General features: G+C 69.8%; 11 protein-coding genes and 1 pseudogene. 5 read left to right on the top strand and 7 right to left on the bottom strand.

From position 1 onward, the window contains the following. Positions 1-27: 27 nt before the first annotated feature. Positions 28-960, bottom strand: a complete 933-nt coding sequence (locus DI276_RS53500) for an amidase family protein (protein ID WP_112272556.1) — start codon at positions 958-960, stop codon at positions 28-30. A gap of 29 nt (positions 961-989) precedes the next feature. Between DI276_RS53500 and DI276_RS37200 the strand changes: the two genes are divergently transcribed. Then, positions 990-1,571 (top strand): DUF7711 family protein, encoded by a 582-nt coding sequence (locus DI276_RS37200; RefSeq protein ID WP_157985177.1) that lies wholly within the window; start codon positions 990-992, stop codon positions 1,569-1,571. Between the two features lie 37 nt (positions 1,572-1,608). Next, positions 1,609-2,871, top strand: coding sequence for a hypothetical protein (locus DI276_RS37195; protein WP_112272552.1), 1,263 nt, complete (start codon positions 1,609-1,611; stop codon positions 2,869-2,871). 16 nt (positions 2,872-2,887) lie between these two features. Here the strand turns inward: DI276_RS37195 and DI276_RS37190 are convergent, their stop codons facing one another. From DI276_RS37190 to DI276_RS37160, 5 genes are read right to left on the bottom strand one after another with little or no spacing between them, the layout of a single operon-like run. Then, positions 2,888-3,331 (bottom strand): hypothetical protein, encoded by a 444-nt coding sequence (locus tag DI276_RS37190; protein ID WP_112272550.1) that lies wholly within the window; start codon positions 3,329-3,331, stop codon positions 2,888-2,890. Between the two features lie 41 nt (positions 3,332-3,372). Further along, positions 3,373-3,831, bottom strand: coding sequence for an antitoxin YezG family protein (locus tag DI276_RS37185; protein ID WP_112272548.1), 459 nt, complete (start codon positions 3,829-3,831; stop codon positions 3,373-3,375). Beyond that, positions 3,800-8,641, bottom strand: coding sequence for a WXG100 family type VII secretion target (locus tag DI276_RS53150; RefSeq protein WP_269814335.1), 4,842 nt, complete (start codon positions 8,639-8,641; stop codon positions 3,800-3,802). Before DI276_RS53150 ends, DI276_RS37185 begins: the two co-directional genes overlap by 32 nt. Next, positions 8,641-8,883, bottom strand: coding sequence for a hypothetical protein (locus DI276_RS50420; RefSeq protein WP_157985176.1), 243 nt, complete (start codon positions 8,881-8,883; stop codon positions 8,641-8,643). Before DI276_RS50420 ends, DI276_RS53150 begins: the two co-directional genes overlap by 1 nt. 54 nt (positions 8,884-8,937) lie before the next feature. Then, a complete protein-coding gene (locus tag DI276_RS37160) occupies positions 8,938-9,615 on the bottom strand; it encodes an MBL fold metallo-hydrolase (RefSeq protein WP_112272521.1) in 678 nt (225 codons plus the stop codon). Between the two features lie 128 nt (positions 9,616-9,743). Here DI276_RS37160 and DI276_RS37155 point away from each other — a divergent pair. After that, positions 9,744-10,703 (top strand): annotated as a pseudogene (locus tag DI276_RS37155) (acyltransferase family protein); the annotation flags it as partial. A 47-nt stretch (positions 10,704-10,750) separates the two neighbouring features. Here the strand turns inward: DI276_RS37155 and DI276_RS37150 are convergent. Then, a complete protein-coding gene (locus DI276_RS37150) occupies positions 10,751-11,503 on the bottom strand; it encodes a maleylpyruvate isomerase family mycothiol-dependent enzyme (RefSeq protein ID WP_112272519.1) in 753 nt (250 codons plus the stop codon). Positions 11,504-11,727: 224 nt separating this feature from the next. On the opposite strand from DI276_RS37150, the gene uvrA reads away from it, so the two are divergent. Further along, complete coding sequence (uvrA, locus tag DI276_RS37145) at positions 11,728-14,607, top strand: excinuclease ABC subunit UvrA (RefSeq protein WP_112272517.1); 2,880 nt, start codon at positions 11,728-11,730, stop codon at positions 14,605-14,607. Then, entirely contained in the window at positions 14,604-14,789 is a 186-nt protein-coding gene (locus DI276_RS37140) for a hypothetical protein (protein WP_112272515.1), read from the top strand. Before uvrA ends, DI276_RS37140 begins: the two co-directional genes overlap by 4 nt. The last annotated feature ends 96 nt before the right edge of the window (positions 14,790-14,885 follow it).

Genomic DNA, 14,885 nt, shown 5'->3' with positions numbered 1-14,885 from the left:
GCGCGGCGACCGGCGAGGTGATTGGAGTCAAAACACCCGATCGGAGGCCAGGACGGCGCGCGCGGCGGCGATCAGGTCCGCCTCCCGGCCGTGTCGCGCCACCGCCTGCAGCCCCACCGGCAGGCCCTCGGAGTCAAAACCTGCCGGGATGCTGATCGCCGGGTGGCCGCTGAGGTTGAACGCCCAGGTGAGCGACGTGTTGATGCGGTCTCCCGGACCGTCGTGCCCGTGCGGTGGACCGGGAGTCGTCGGGGTGAGCAGCAGGTCCGCGGTCTCGAACAGCTCGTCCAGCACCGGGTTGGGGCCGCAGCGGCCGGCGAACCAGTCCTCGGCGGGATCAGGCAGCGCGATTTCGACGGGTTGTGGCCGCAACGGTGCCGCCGCGCGCCAGGCGATCTCGGCCTGTTCGTCGTCCACTTCGGCGAAGCCCAGGTCCGCGGACCAGACGGCGGTCGGGGAGCTGACCTCCGACGTGCCCGTGTAGATCGCGAGCAGCTCGGGATCGCGGGTGAAGACGCCGACTGCCGCTCGCTCCGACGACGTGGTCTTGAGACCGAGCACGCCGCACCACGCTGCGGGGATGCGGATCGAGCCCGCCCCGTCGACGCCTGTCGCGAGCGGCACGATGCCGGCCGCTACCGCCACCGCGGACCCCGCCGACGAGCCGCCGGGCGTGCGGTCCAGGTTCCACGGGTTGCGTGTGACACCACGAGAGTTGCGGCCCCACGTCTGCCAGGGCGTGCTGCCGTCGGGTGTGGTGGTGAGGCCGATGGGGACGCAGCCGAGCGCCACCAGCGACGAGCGGTGGCTGCGGCGCTCGCCGCGCTTCACCGCGATGGGCAGGCCGGCGAGGGGTAAGGACGGGTCGACCGGGGTGAAGGTGCGGTAGACCTCGTGGAAGGCGCAGAGCGTTGGTTCCACGAGGTCCAGCCGGGCCAGAGCCTCGGTCAGCTGCGACATGTCGGTCTCCCGTCAGGCATGATCCATCCGTGAAATGGTCTCGCGCTGTGCACCACCTGGTTGAGCTCGCCGAGAAGTGCGGCGACCTGCCGGGGTCGTTCTTCCGGTTCCAGGTGGTCGAACTGTGGGTGTTCGGCGAGCTGCTGGACGTGCCGAAGGACCTGGAGGTCATCGAGGTCGCGCTGGTCACGGACCTGCCGGTGGACGAGGTGCCGTGGCTGAGCGAACCGGTCGGGGCCGAGCACTGGGCGAACTCGACCCGCGTGTCCCGCAACCCGATCGACGCGCTGTGGCGGTCCAAGGACGCGCCGGTGTGGAACCACCGCATCGAGCGGCCCGCGTTGGTGTGGAGCGCGGCGGACGGCATCAACGAGGAAGCGCTGGTCGCGGTCAGCGACGGTACCGGCGAACTGGTCAGGACGGCCGCGCCGGCACCGGAAGAGCTCAGGAAGCGGCTGGAGGACGAGCTCGCGGTGAGCTTGCAGGCGTTGCACAAAGCCAACCAGGACTACACCGATCGCCGTTGGAGCCCCGGCAAGCTGACGCCGTACTCGGACGCGTTGTGGCGCACCACCACGGGATATCTCGACCTCCTGGATGTGCTCAACTGAGCCACCCCGGCCTGCCTGCCCCGCTACGTTCCGCGCTGTGCAGAACATCCGGTGGCTGTGGGGTCCGGTCGCGCTGGCGTTGATCGCCGTGTTCAACGTGAGCGACTTCGACCTGTTGTCCACCCACAGCGGCATGTACTCGGGGTTCAGCAAGTACTCCGTCGCGAGCCTGGGGATTCCGGCGCTGGCGACGGTCGCCGGGGTCTGGCTCACGCAGCACTGGCAGTGGCTGCTCGCGGTGGGCACGACCGCCGCCCTCGTCACCACGATCGAGGCTCAGGCGCATTTCGTGGCGTTGCGGCCGGGAGCCACGAGCATCATCACGTCCATCGGCGTCGCCGGCACGGTGCTGATCGTCATCGGCGCGCTGGCGGCCGCCCAGGCCGCCGCGCTGGCCGCGCTGGTGGTCGGGGCACAGGTGCTGGCGACGTTGTTCCGCGGGCTCTACTGGCTCGACAACCAACTGCTGCGCCCCGCGGCCCTCGAAATCGTGCTCGGGGTGCTCGCGGTCGCCGGCGGCGCGCTGGCGGTGCACGGGGTGCGCACGGGCAAGATCACGCGAACCGAACCGATCTCCCGGCGTGCGGCGCTCGTGGGCAGCGCGGCGGCCTTCCTGCCGATCGTGCTGATCGGTGTCGGCCTCGTCGTCCGGTCCGAACTGCACCGGGTGCTGGTGGCGGTGGTCGCGGGAGCGGTGCTGTTGCTCTGCACCGCCGGACTGACCCTCGCACTGGGCAGGGGAGCGTTCCTGAAGACGGCGACGGCGGGGTTCGTGCTGTTCGCCGTGTCCGCGCCCGCGGCTCTTGGGTTGTACTTCTCCGGCAGCCATCTCACGACGTACGGATCGGCCGCGGTCATCGGGCTGGGCTTCGGGATCCTCGCCGCGCACCTCGGCCGGTCGACGGTCGTGGCGGCTGCGGCCTGCACGGTGCTCGCCGTCCTGATGTGGACGGTCGTCGAGGTCACCGGTCGCTACGACGACGTGGTCCAGGGCGGCCTCGGGTCGCTGATCATCGCGCTGGTGGTGGTGGCGGTGACGTCGTCCGCCGCCACCGCCGCGTCCGGCGTGCTGCACCTGCGAGCGCTGCCCGTCGTGGCCGGACCGCTGCTGCTCAGCTTCGCACTGGGCTTTCGCGAGGTGGTCCAGCTGTTCCTCAGCTACGACAAGATCCCGCACGCGATCCCGGAAGGGGACTACACCCCTCTGTGGGCAGCTCTGACGGCCATCGCGGCAGTGGCACTCGCGGCGATCGCCCTGCTCGACCGCGCCAAGGAGCGCCTGCCGGCCGCACCGATCTGACCGGGTCGCCGCAGCGTCAGGCGTAGGCGCCGGCGAGCCCGCGGCGGAACCACTCCGGCATCTGCTCGTCGGACCGCGGGAACCAGTCGTGCTCCGTCGCGAAGTCGTCCGCCGACGGCGCCTCGTCGAACTTCGGATCCTCGTTGCGGTTGTAGGTGATGCTGAACCTGCCGGGCGGGTCGAGGACGTACTCGAACTGGATGAACGAGCCGAGCCCTTCGGCGTACATGCCCTTGCGCAGCTGCTGGAACTTCCGCCACACCTCCGGCGTGAACGACCAGCCGCGCACAGTGCCGTCCGGCATCTTCGCACCCGTGTCGGCCTCGCTGTGCATGCCGATCATCTTGACGCGCACCACCAGGCGCACCCATCCGTGCGGCAAGGTCGGCAGGATCTCCTGGGTGATCTCCGCGAGCTTCTCCTGCTGCTCGGTCGGGCTGAGCACCGGCCAGTTAGCCATGGGTGTCGCTTCCTCCTAGATCGCGGTCGGACCCGGCCAGCCTACTGATCGGCCGGGCTCGCCTCGTGTTCGCGCTGCAACTCGAGCCCGCGTTCGACCATCTCGCGCAGCCAGTCCGGCACCTGCTCGTCCGCCCTCGGGAACGCCTCCAGGTCGCGCACGAACATCATCGGGTGCAGGTCCGGCGACCAATGCGGGTTCTCGTCGTAGTTGAACGACACCTCGGGCTCGGCCTCGCGGTGCAGCACGAACCGCGCCGACAGCCACGCGCCGCGGTCCTCCTCGTACATCTCCTGGCGGAGGTCCTGCAGCCGTTCGGTCAGGTCCGCCAGCCGCACCTCGCCCGCGAACCTGCCCTCCGCGGTCTTGGCCGACGCGGCGAGCTCGTACGCCAGCACGTTCGCCCAGACGTCCAGCGTGACGCGGTTCCACCCGACCGGCGCACCCGCCTTCAGCAGCGTGCAGATCTCAGCGATTCGCGTATCGGTTCGTGGGTCCATAGTTCACCTCCGGACGGTTCGGGAAGACCCGTTCCTTGGTCACCACGTTCTCCACGATCTTATTGCCGCCCGCGTCCAGCTTCGGCTTGCCGTTCGCGTCGACCTCGTACGTGACCTCCTGCCAGCGCATGGTCACCTCGCCCGGAACGCCGTCGGCGTCGCGCGTGGCCCGCACCTGGTAGTTCTGGACGTCCTGGTGGTCCTTGGAGGCGAACTCGACGAGGTAGTTCTCCTTCTCGCGCCACGAAGCGGCGTGCACCCAGCCGTCGCGGATGTTGCCGGAGTTGGACGCGGCCATCTGCGGGTGCATGTTGATGTACTCGCCGAGGCCGCCGAGCTCGTTGGCGAGCAGGTGACCGCCGGCCCACTTGACGCGCGAGTCTTCCAGCTCCTGCGGGGTGAGCTCGCGGCCCGGCGGGTTGCTCGGGTACGCGGCCTCGCCCTCCTGGTAGGCCCGCTGCTGCGCACCCTTGCCGGAGTCGTCGTCGCGGTACTTCGTGTTCTGCCCGCCCGCCTCGACCTCGCCGGTCATCGCATCGGTCTGCCCGTGCTCGTTGGTGTGGAACGAGAGCATCTTGTCGGGGTTGTGGGTGTTCGGCACCCGGTACTGGACGTCCGGCAGCAACGGGTGGCTGAGGTCGGGGTTGAACCCGGACCACTTGCCCTTGCCGTCGATCGCCATGTCCTGCCGGCCGGGCGTCGCCTCGACCCACTTGATGTTGCCGTCGCCGTCGGTGATGAACGTCGTGCGCGTGCCGTTCGCGTTGCGCACCGGGTACTCGGTCCACGGCTGCAGCGGCTGGTGGTCGCGCAGAGGTACGGGCACCGTGTCGGGGGCCTCGACCGGCTGCAGCCGGTCGGGCTGGGTGTTGCCGTCCGGAACGGTCTCCCGGTCGCGGTGCGGCGCCTGAATCTCCTCGTTCCGGTTGAGCGGACGCGGCGGCGCGTCGGGGTTGTCCGGGTCGACCGGCTGGTGCGTCGGCCGGTTGTAGTCGACGAACCGCTCGTTGTAGCTCGGGTCGTCAGGCCGGATGATCCGATCCTTCGGGATCGGCATGTGCAGCTCGGGGTCCGGCCTGCGCGGCGCGTCCTGGTTCTCCGGCGCGGTGCTGTTCTCCGGGCCGTCGGCGTCCCCGCGGTCCCTGGCGTCGGCGCCGTCGGTGTTCCGGTCGCTGCCGGGCGCGTACCCGTCCTCGCTGGCCCTGGTCCTGGACCCGTCCGGGTGGTGCGTCTCCCACTCGCCGTTCGGAGGGATCCGCGGCGAGCGCGTGCCGTCGGGCCCGATCTCCACGTCACTGGTGAAGACCCGCCCGTTGCTGTCCGTCCACGCGGGCCTGGTCGGCGCCACGACCGGCGCGTCGAGGTTCCGCGACAACTGCTGCGCGAAGTCGTTGCTGCCCGCGTCGCAGCCGATCAGCCGGACGGGCCGGCTGCCGTCGTACCCGCTGCGGCGCAACATGTCCGCGTACTCGGCGGGCGTGTAGTCGTGCCCGCCGATGCGTGCCCGGCCGTCCGGCGTGACGTGCACGTCGGCGGTGAAGAACCGCGGATCGTCCGGCACGCGGTGGGGCAGGTCGCCCATGTCGGGGTCGCCACCGTGGTGCGAGACTCCGGCAGGCGTCTGCTCGGCGTGGCGCTCGTGGGCCTGCTCCGGCGTCGGGCGCTCGTCCGCGTGGTTGTTCGGGGCGTCGCCGTCGGTCCGGCCGTCCGCGTCGTGGTGGCCGGGGCCGTCGGGGTCGCGGTGCGTACCGGGCGCGTGACCGGGACCGTCCGGTCGGGTGCTGTCCGGTCGGGTGCTGTCCGGTCGGGTGCTGTCCGGTCGGGTGCTGTCCGGTCGGGTGCTGTCCGGTCGGGTGCTGTCCGGTCGGGTGCTGTCCGGTCGGGTGCTGTCCGGTCGGGTGCTGTCCGGTCGGGTGCCGTCGGGCCTCGTGCTGTCGGGCCTGGTGCTGTCCGGGCGTGACGTGTCTGGGCGCGACGTGTCTGGGCGCGAGCCGTCGGGACGGCTGTGCGGCTGACCGGGCGCGTCGGCACGCTGCCCTGGGTGCGTGGCCGGGCCGTCGGCACCGCGCGGGCGGGCGCCGTCCGGATGACCCGCGTCGGGCCGGTGGTGCGGCGCGGGCGCCTCGGGCCTGTTCGGACCACCGGGACGCCCACCGGGCGAGTCCGTGCGCGGCCGCGCAGCGTCGGGCCGGCCGTCAGGACGCGAGCCCGGTCCGTCCGGCCTGGTCCCAGGCGCGTCAGGACGTCCACCCGGCGTGTGCGATCCGGGTCCACCGGCGTGCGGCGCACCGGGACCACCCGGACTCGGCGTGAACCCCGGCTGCTGCGGCACATGCGGCGTGCCGGGCGCGTTCGGACTGGTGTGCGGCGCAGCGGGAGCGTCCGCATGCGTGGGCGAGGTGGTCGACTGCGGACGCATCGGCGCATCCGTCCGCCCCGCCGGCGAAGTGGTGCCAGGACCACCGTGTGGCCCGTCAGGCGAATGCGGCGTACCGCCACCCGGACTGTGCGGCGCGCCGGGACCGCCGTGCGGCGCAAACGGCCCGTTGGGGCTGTGCGGTGCACCAGGACCGCCGTGCGGTGCGTTCGGTGCGGAGGGCGTGTTGGGGTTGTGCGGTGCGCCGGGCCCTGATGGAGCGTGTGGTGCGCCAGGACCGCCGTGCGGTGCGTTCGGCGCAAATGGCCCGTTGGGGTTGTGGGGTGCGCCGGGACCGCCGTGCGGTGCGGAGGGCGTGTTGGGGTTGTGGGGTGCACCGGGACCGCCGTGCGGTGTGTTCGGCGCGGAGGGCGTGTTGGGGCTGTGTGGTGCGCCGGGTCCCGACGGTGCGTGTGGTGCGTTGGGACCGCCGTGCGGTGCACCGAGACCCGAAGGCGAGTGCGGCCCACCGGCGTTCGGGCTGCCGAGCCCCGACGGTCCGTTGGGGTTGTGGGGTGCACCAGGACCGCCGTGCGGTGCGTTCGGTGCGGAGGGCGTGTTGGGGCTGTGTGGTGCGCCGGGTCCCGATGGAGCGTGTGGTGCGTTGGGACCGCCGTGCGGTGCGTTCGGTGCGGAGGGCGTGTTGGGGCTGTGTGGTGCGCCGGGTCCCGATGGAGCGTGTGGTGCGTTGGGGCCGCCGTGTGGCGCGTTCGGGCTGTGCGGCGCGTTAGGGCCGAACGGTCCGCCGTGGGGCGCGCCGGGAGCGTTCGGAGAGCCGGACGGCCCGAAGCTCGGCTGCGACGGTGCGGACGGCCGGGCCGACGACGGCGACATGTCCGGTGTGCGCTGGGACGGCATGCCCGACCCCATGTCCCCACGCGAGCCCGGCGTGCCGGTCCACCCTCCAGCGGACCCGGGACGGGGACCGCCACCAGCGGATGGACTGCCTGGGGTCCCTCCGCCGGGCGCACCCGCAGGACCACCCATCGGCCCCTGCGCGGGAGTAGTCGAAGAGCCGGCCGGCGGGCCGCCGTCACGCGGTGCCGACGGTGCGTGCTGCGTTGGGGCCTCCGGTGCCGTCACACCTGCCTGGCTGGTCTGACCCGTGTTGCGCGGAGTCGCCGGAGCGTCCGGGGCTGGCCCGGGCCCGGACGCACTCGGAGCCGACGGCCCACCGCTCGACGGCGAACCGGGCGACGGAGCGTTCGCCGGACTCGGGCCGTTCGGACTCGGGCCGTTCGGACTCGGCGACGACGAGGGCGAAGGCCCGTCCGGAGAAGACGAGGACGGCGACGGCGAGGACGGCGACGGCGAGGACGGCGACGGCGAGGACGGCGACGGCGAGGACGGCGACGGCGAGCTCGGTGGCGGAGACGTCGAGCTGGGGCCGTCCGGAGAGGACGGCGAAGAGGGAGACGAAGGTGAAGAGGACGGCGAGGACGGCGAAGAGTCCGGAGTGGACGGCGAAGAGTCCGGAGTGGACGAAGACGAGCCGGGCGACGAAGGCGTGCCGTGCCCGCCGGAAGGCGAGAGGTCCGGGGCGTCGGTGCGGTGGAACAGCCCGCCGGGCGTGATGGACTTCGTGGAGATCACGTCGAGACCGGTCACCTTGCCGACCAGCTTGCCGACGACCTTCATGATCTTGGTGAAAACCTCGACGATCTTGCCGAGCAGCGGCGAGACCTTCTTGATGGTCTTGATGAGCTTCTGGATCAGCTCAGCGATCCGCGTCGCCCACTTCGAGATCGCGGTCACGGCCTGCGCGACGATCACCGGCGTGCCGAACCCGAGCGTGAAGACGGCCTCCAGCACCCACGTGATCAGCTTGGCCACGAGGTCGGCGATCAGGTCGCGCACCATCTCGCGCACGAACCCGACGACCATGCCCATGACACCGACGACGGTGCCGACCGAGCCCGCGGTGGAAGCCGCGCCGGACAACGCGTCCAAATTCTCGCCCGCCGAAGCGCGGTAGGCGTCACCCGCGGCGCCGGTCCACGACGCGGTGGCATCGACGGCGGACTTGTAGTCGGCCGCGATCTTGCCGAGCTCCTCGGACACCTTGTTCCACGTGGCCGAGTAGGACTCGATCACCGGCGGGTCGCCCGCCAGCCAGTCCAGCGCTTCCTTCAGCGGCTGCATGTGTTCCATCAGGAACGAGGCCGCGGACGACAACAACGTGCCGAACGGGTCGATCGCCATCGACGCGGCGTCGGCCACCAGGCCCACCATGCCCAGGCCGGCCTCGACCCAGTTGCCGTCCTTGATGCCGTTGAACGTGTCCATCGCGGACTCGGCGATGGAGATGCCGGTCGCCCAGCCGTTGTCGCCGGTGCCGGCGTTCACGAGCCCCGACGGCGCTGCGTCGGGCTTGACCACCAGAGGGTTCGACATCACTTGCCTCCGAAGGTCTTCGCGACAGTCCTGACCACGTGGCAAGGCGTGGCGCGACCACATCCGGCGACCATCGGCGCCGAACCGGCGATGTCCTCGGGCACAGTGCTGTCCTCCCCCGAGCGCAGCGGTACGTACTCGATCCTCAGGATGACGCAGCGCTGAGCAGCCCGGTTCCACTTGGCCCGCGAATGGCCCGGACAGAGCAACGGCGCTGCCCCGATGTGATCAGTCGTGTCCATCGCCGCCGGACCAGCGGCGGAGGCCGCCTGCCAAGTCAGCAGGCGGCCCCGAGCTCACCAGCCGCGGGCGCGCCACTCGGCCAGCGACGGGCGTTCCTTGCCGAGCGTCGAGTCGTCGCCGTGGCCCGGGTAGAACCAGGTGTCGTCGGGCAGGACGGCGAACAGGCGGTCCTCCACGTCGTTGATCAGCGACGCGAAGTTGTCCGGCGAGGTGGTCTTTCCCACACCCCCCGGAAAGAGTGAATCTCCGGTGAAGAGGTGCGGGTGGCCGGTCGGGTCGTCGTACAACACGGCGATCGAGCCCGGCGTGTGGCCGCGCAGGTGGATGATCGACAGGGGGACTTCTCCCACGTTGATGGTGTCGCCGTGGTCCACCAGGACGTCTGGCGGGACGGGGAGGACGGCGGCGTCCAGTTCGTGCGCGACGGTGTTCGAGCCGTGGGCGCCGGCCAGGGCGCCGAGTGCCTGCCAGTGATCGGCGTGCTGGTGCGTTGTCACGATCGTGCGCAGTCGCGGCCGGGACGGGATGTGGCCGAACAGGTCGGACAGGCGCTCGTAGTCGTTGGCCGCGTCGATGAGCAGCGCCTCGTTGGTGGACCGGCAAACGAGCAGGTAGGCGTTGTTGTCCATCGGTCCGACGGAGATCTTCGTGATGGTCAGCGCGTCCAGCGTGCGGCGGGCCGCGGGGCCCTCTGGATCGACGTGACCGGTGTAGTTCTCTAGTACGTCCACGGTGGCAGACGGTAGTCGCTCGATGCGGCGAGACGCACACCTTCAGGTTGCATACAGGTCTCGCTCATAGGGTAAGTAAGGATCTCCCGAGTACGCCGAAAGCACCAACGAACAGGTCCCCGCCTCTCGTGATTCCAGCGCAACGCGACAAGCCCCGGACGGCCCGCAGGGTCAGCTGGGACGTCCTCCGAGTCGTCGCCATCGGGTGCGTGCTGCTCCACCACGCCACGCTCACCAGCCTCGTCGACCACCCCGATCTCGGGCCGCCGCCGTTCGTCTTCTCGATGTCGATGGGCGCCAGCACGCTGATGGTCGTCTCCGCCTTCTTCGCCTGTGCCACGCTCGACAGCGGCAGGCCGGGGCGGTTCCTGTGGAGAAGACTCGCGCGCCTGCTGCCCGCGTACATGGCGGCCGTGTTGCTGACGTACGCGGTGCAGCGGTGGATCGCGCCGGAAGGCTGGAGCCAGCTCACCGGCAGGGACGTCCTCTACAACCTGCTGCTGATCCACCAGTGGTTCAAGGACGTCAAGATCGTCGACTTCGCCTACTGGACCGTGCCGGTGCAGATCACGGCGTTCATCGCGGCTGCCGTCCTCGCGAAGTACCTGAGGGGTCGGAAGCTGCAGGTCTTCCTGTGGGCGCTCATCCTCACGCCGTTGGTGCTGCGGGAGTTCCTGGACTACTCGCACACGCTCAAGACCCTCTACGACGGGTTCACGGTGCACCGGGGGCAGTTGTTCGCCGCCGGCATCGCGATCTGGTTGTGGCACAAGCGCCGGATGAGCGCACCGCACTTGGCCGCGTTGCTCGTGGCCACGCTCGTGGCACAGGCGATTCACACGACCGAGTACGGTTCGACGCTCGGCTTCGGCGTTCTGCTACTCCTGGTGTGCGCTGCGGCGGCTGGACCCGATTGGGTGTTCTTCCAGCCGATCGCCAAGCCGATCAGCTGGCTCGCCGGCATCTCCTACGGGGTGTATCTCGTGCACCAGGGGATCGGGACCGTCGTGATGGACCGCATGCACGCCGTTGGGCTGCGGTCCTGGTGGCTGCTCGCCGGGTTCGTCGCGAACGCGCTGGTGCTCGGCTGGCTGATGACGAAGTTCGTCGAACGGCCCGCGTACCGGTTGCTGACTCAGATCCACTCGGGCAGTTCCGGCAGCTCACCGCGCAGGCCGGAGCCGTCGGTCCTGCCGGTCAGCCAGCCCAGGACGGCGCTGGCCGACCCGCTCACCGAGCTCCGGCTGGCCGGGCCGCTGACCGTCCAGATGCGCTGAGTGCCGTCGGGCAGGGCGACCTCGATGCTGAACGGGTCGACCCTGCCCGCGAACTGCTCGACGGCGTCGTCGAGGAACTCCTCCACGAAGTCGGCCGGCAGGTCCGCGAACCCGACGCCGTAGTCGAGGTCGATGAGGTGGATCCACACCTCGCGCAGCCGGAACAACGGCACCTGCGACGCCGGGATCGTGGCGCCCTTGGGGGCCGTGACCTCCGAACGCCACGAGTGCGCCGGCATCTCGCGGCACGCGTTCTCGAACCGCACGCACGCGGAGTCCAGGTCTGCCTTGATCACCTGCAGGATGCGGCGCGCGCCTTCCTCGATGTCGGCGTCGCGATCGGTCCGCGACGTGTAGGCCTGGTGCTCGACCCCGGTGCGCGCCCAGGTGAGCAGGTTCACCAGCGCGTCCGCGTTGCGCGCGAGGTGGGTGATGACGTGTCCGCGGGTCCAGCCGGGGAGCAGGCTCTGACCGCGCACGGCGGCCTGGTCCAGCTCCTCGACGACCTCGTACAGCACGTCCGTCGCCTGACGCACCGCGTTGATGTGCCGGTCGGGCACTCCGCGCGGAGCGGGTACGGAGGTGTGCTGCGTGGACGGCGTGTAGGTCATGTGCTGCCTCTCCCCGACGTTGAGGCTCTGATCGAAGTGACCAGCCTATGAGTAAAGCCTGCTCAGGGGAATGCGATAGCCCGCGGAACCGTTTTTGTCAGGGGTGCCACCTAGCATGGTCGGCGGGTCGGTCGCAGCCACCAGAACAATGCTAGTACGCTTCGAACGCTTGTTCGGAAGAGTGTGGCGTGAGTGACCCGCCAATCGCAGCCGAAGGGACCCCAGTGGCAGACCGTCTTGTCGTTCGCGGCGCCCGCGAGCACAACCTGCGCAGCGTGGATCTCGACCTGCCGCGGGACAGCCTCATCGTCTTCACGGGGCTGTCCGGCTCCGGCAAGTCGAGCCTCGCGTTCGACACGATCTTCGCCGAAGGTCAGCGCCGCTACGTCGAGTCGCTCTCGGCGTACGCGCGCCAGTTCCTCGGGCAGATGGACAAGCCCGACGTCGACTTCATCGAGGGTCTCTCGCCCGCGGTCTCGATCGACCAGAAGTCCACGAGCCGCAACCCGCGGTCGACCGTCGGCACCATCACCGAGGTCTACGACTACCTGCGCCTGCTCTACGCGCGCGCCGGCAAGCCGCACTGCCCGCAGTGCGGTGAGGCGATCGGCAAGCAGACGCCGCAGGAGATCGTCGACCAGGTGCTCGCGATGGAGCAGGGCACCAAGTTCCAGGTGCTCGCGCCGGTCATCCGCGGCCGCAAGGGCGAGTACCTCGACCTGTTCCAGAACCTGCAGTCGCAGGGTTACTCGCGGGCGAAGGTCGACGGGGCGGTCTACGCGCTCGGCGACGTGCCCAAGCTCAAGAAGCAGGAGAAGCACCACATCGCGGTCGTCATCGACCGGCTCAGCGTCAAGGCGTCGTCCAAGCAGCGCCTGACCGACTCGGTGGAGACGGCGCTGCGGCTCGCCGACGGCCTGGTCGAGCTCGAGTTCGTGGATCTTCCCGAGACCGATCCGAAGCGGATCAGGGGCTTCTCCGAGAACCTGGCGTGCCCCAACGGCCACCCGCTCGCGATCGAGGACCTGGAGCCGCGGTCGTTCTCCTTCAACTCGCCGTACGGCGCGTGCACGGTCTGCACGGGCATCGGCGTGCGCAAGGAGGTCGACCCGGAGCTCGTCGTCCCGGACGACGAGATGACGCTCGAAGAGGGCGCCATCGCGCCGTGGGCCGGCGGGCAGACCGCCGAGTACTTCACGCGCCTGCTGCAGTCGCTCGGCGAGACCATCGGCTTCCGCATGGACCAGCAGTGGCGGCTGCTGCCCGCCAAGGCGCAGAAGGCGATCCTGCACGGCATCGACGAGCAGGTGCACGTCCGGTACAAGAACCGCTACGGCCGCGAGCGCTCCTACTACGCCAACTACGAGGGCGTGATCCCGTTCCTCGAACGGCGTCAGGAGCAGACCGAGTCCGAGTACATGCGGGAGAAGTACGAGGGTTACATGCGCGAGGTCCCGTGCCCCGCGTGTTCCGGCACCCGCCTCAAACCCGAGATCCTCGCCGTCACGTTGCATCACGGCAAAAAGGGCGACAGGTCCATCGCCGAGGTCTGCGCGATGAGCGTCTCGGAGTGCTCCGACTTCCTCGACGGCCTCAAGCTCGGCAAGCGCGAGTCGATGATCGCGGGCGCGGTGCTCAAGGAGATCCAGGCCCGCCTGCACTTCCTGCTCGACGTCGGTCTCGACTACCTGTCGCTCGACCGCGCGTCCGGCACGCTGTCCGGCGGCGAGGCGCAGCGCATCCGGCTCGCCACGCAGATCGGCAGCGGTCTGGTCGGCGTGCTGTACGTGCTGGACGAGCCGTCGATCGGCCTGCACCAGCGCGACAACCACCGGCTGATCGAGACGCTCACGAGGTTGCGCAACCTGGGCAACACGCTGATCGTCGTCGAGCACGACGAGGACACGATCCGCAATTCGGACTGGGTCGTCGACATCGGCCCCGGTGCCGGTGAGCACGGCGGCAAGGTCGTGCACAGCGGTCCGTACAAGAAGCTGCTGACGAACAAGGAATCGATCACCGGCGCGTACCTGTCCGGGCGCAAGCAGATCCCGATGCCCGCCAAGCGCCGCAAGATCGACAAGAAGCGCCAGCTGACCGTCGTCGGCGCCCGCGAGCACAACCTGCGCGGCATCGACGTGTCGTTCCCGCTCGGCACGCTCACGTCCGTGACGGGCGTGTCCGGCTCGGGCAAGTCGACGCTGGTCAACGACATCCTGGCCACGGTGCTCGCGAACAAGCTCAACGGCGCGCGCCAGGTGCCCGGCCGGCACACCCGGATCAACGGCCTGAACGAGGTCGACAAGCTGGTGCGGGTCGACCAGTCGCCGATCGGCCGCACCCCGCGGTCCAACCCGGCCACCTACACCGGCGTGTTCGACCACGTCCGCAAGCTGTTCGCGGCGACGACCGAGGCGAAGGTCCGCGGCTACCAGCCGGGCCGCTTCTCGTTCAACGTCAAGGGCGGCCGCTGCGAGGCGTGCGCGGGCGACGGCACCATCAAGATCGAGATGAACTTCCTCCCGGACGTTTATGTCCCCTGCGAGGTGTGCAAGGGCGCACGGTACAACCGCGAGACCCTCGAGGTGCACTACAAGGGCAAGACGATCTCCGAGGTCCTCGACATGCCGATCGAGGAAGCGGCCACGTTCTTCGAGCCGATCAACGCCATCCACCGCCACCTGCGGACGCTGGTCGACGTCGGTCTCGGCTACGTGCGGCTGGGTCAGCCGGCGCCGACGCTGTCCGGTGGTGAGGCGCAGCGCGTGAAGCTCGCGTCGGAGCTGCAGAAGCGGTCGACGGGCAAGACGGTCTACATCCTCGACGAGCCCACCACTGGCCTGCACTTCGAGGACATCCGCAAGCTGCTGGGCGTGATCAACGGCTTGGTGGACAAGGGGAACACCGTCATCGTCATCGAGCACAACCTGGACGTCATCAAGACTTCCGACTGGATCGTCGACATGGGTCCCGAAGGTGGCTCAGGCGGCGGTATGGTCGTAGCAGAGGGCACACCCGAACAGGTCTCCGAGGTCGAGAAGAGCTACACGGGGCAGTTCCTGCTGCAGGTGCTCGGGAATGAGGAGGTGTCAGCGGCAGGGTGATGATTCCACTCGACGCCCTGGCCCACCGCGAACGCGCCCTTCAGGCGTCGCGCGGCGAGCCCGTGGCTTACCCCGTCAACCTCGCTGAGGTGTTCGACTCGTCGGAGCAGGCACTCCGCCGCGTCGCTGCTGCCGGTTGGCTGCGCACCCTCGAACGGCTCCCTCGCCTCATCGACCGGTAGCGACAGTCAACTCGATCGGCCTAGTGAGACGCTCAATTCTCGCTAGAGCCGCATTACAGGTCGTGAAGAATTCCCGGTCTGCTGTGAGTTGTGTCC

It is taken from the genome of Lentzea terrae (assembly GCF_003265345.1).
Taxonomy (GTDB): domain Bacteria; phylum Actinomycetota; class Actinomycetes; order Mycobacteriales; family Pseudonocardiaceae; genus Lentzea; species Lentzea terrae.
This window is presented reverse-complemented; position numbering and strand designations above follow the sequence as displayed.

Coding starts and splice junctions, on each gene's coding strand:
- DI276_RS53500 (WP_112272556.1), bottom strand. CDS start 960: ATGTCGCAGCTGACCGAGGCTCTGGCCCGGCTGGACCTCGTGGAACCA.
- DI276_RS37190 (WP_112272550.1), bottom strand. CDS start 3,331: ATGGCTAACTGGCCGGTGCTCAGCCCGACCGAGCAGCAGGAGAAGCTC.
- DI276_RS37185 (WP_112272548.1), bottom strand. CDS start 3,831: ATGGACCCACGAACCGATACGCGAATCGCTGAGATCTGCACGCTGCTG.
- DI276_RS53150 (WP_269814335.1), bottom strand. CDS start 8,641: ATGTCGAACCCTCTGGTGGTCAAGCCCGACGCAGCGCCGTCGGGGCTC.
- DI276_RS50420 (WP_157985176.1), bottom strand. CDS start 8,883: ATGGACACGACTGATCACATCGGGGCAGCGCCGTTGCTCTGTCCGGGC.
- DI276_RS37150 (WP_112272519.1), bottom strand. CDS start 11,503: ATGACCTACACGCCGTCCACGCAGCACACCTCCGTACCCGCTCCGCGC.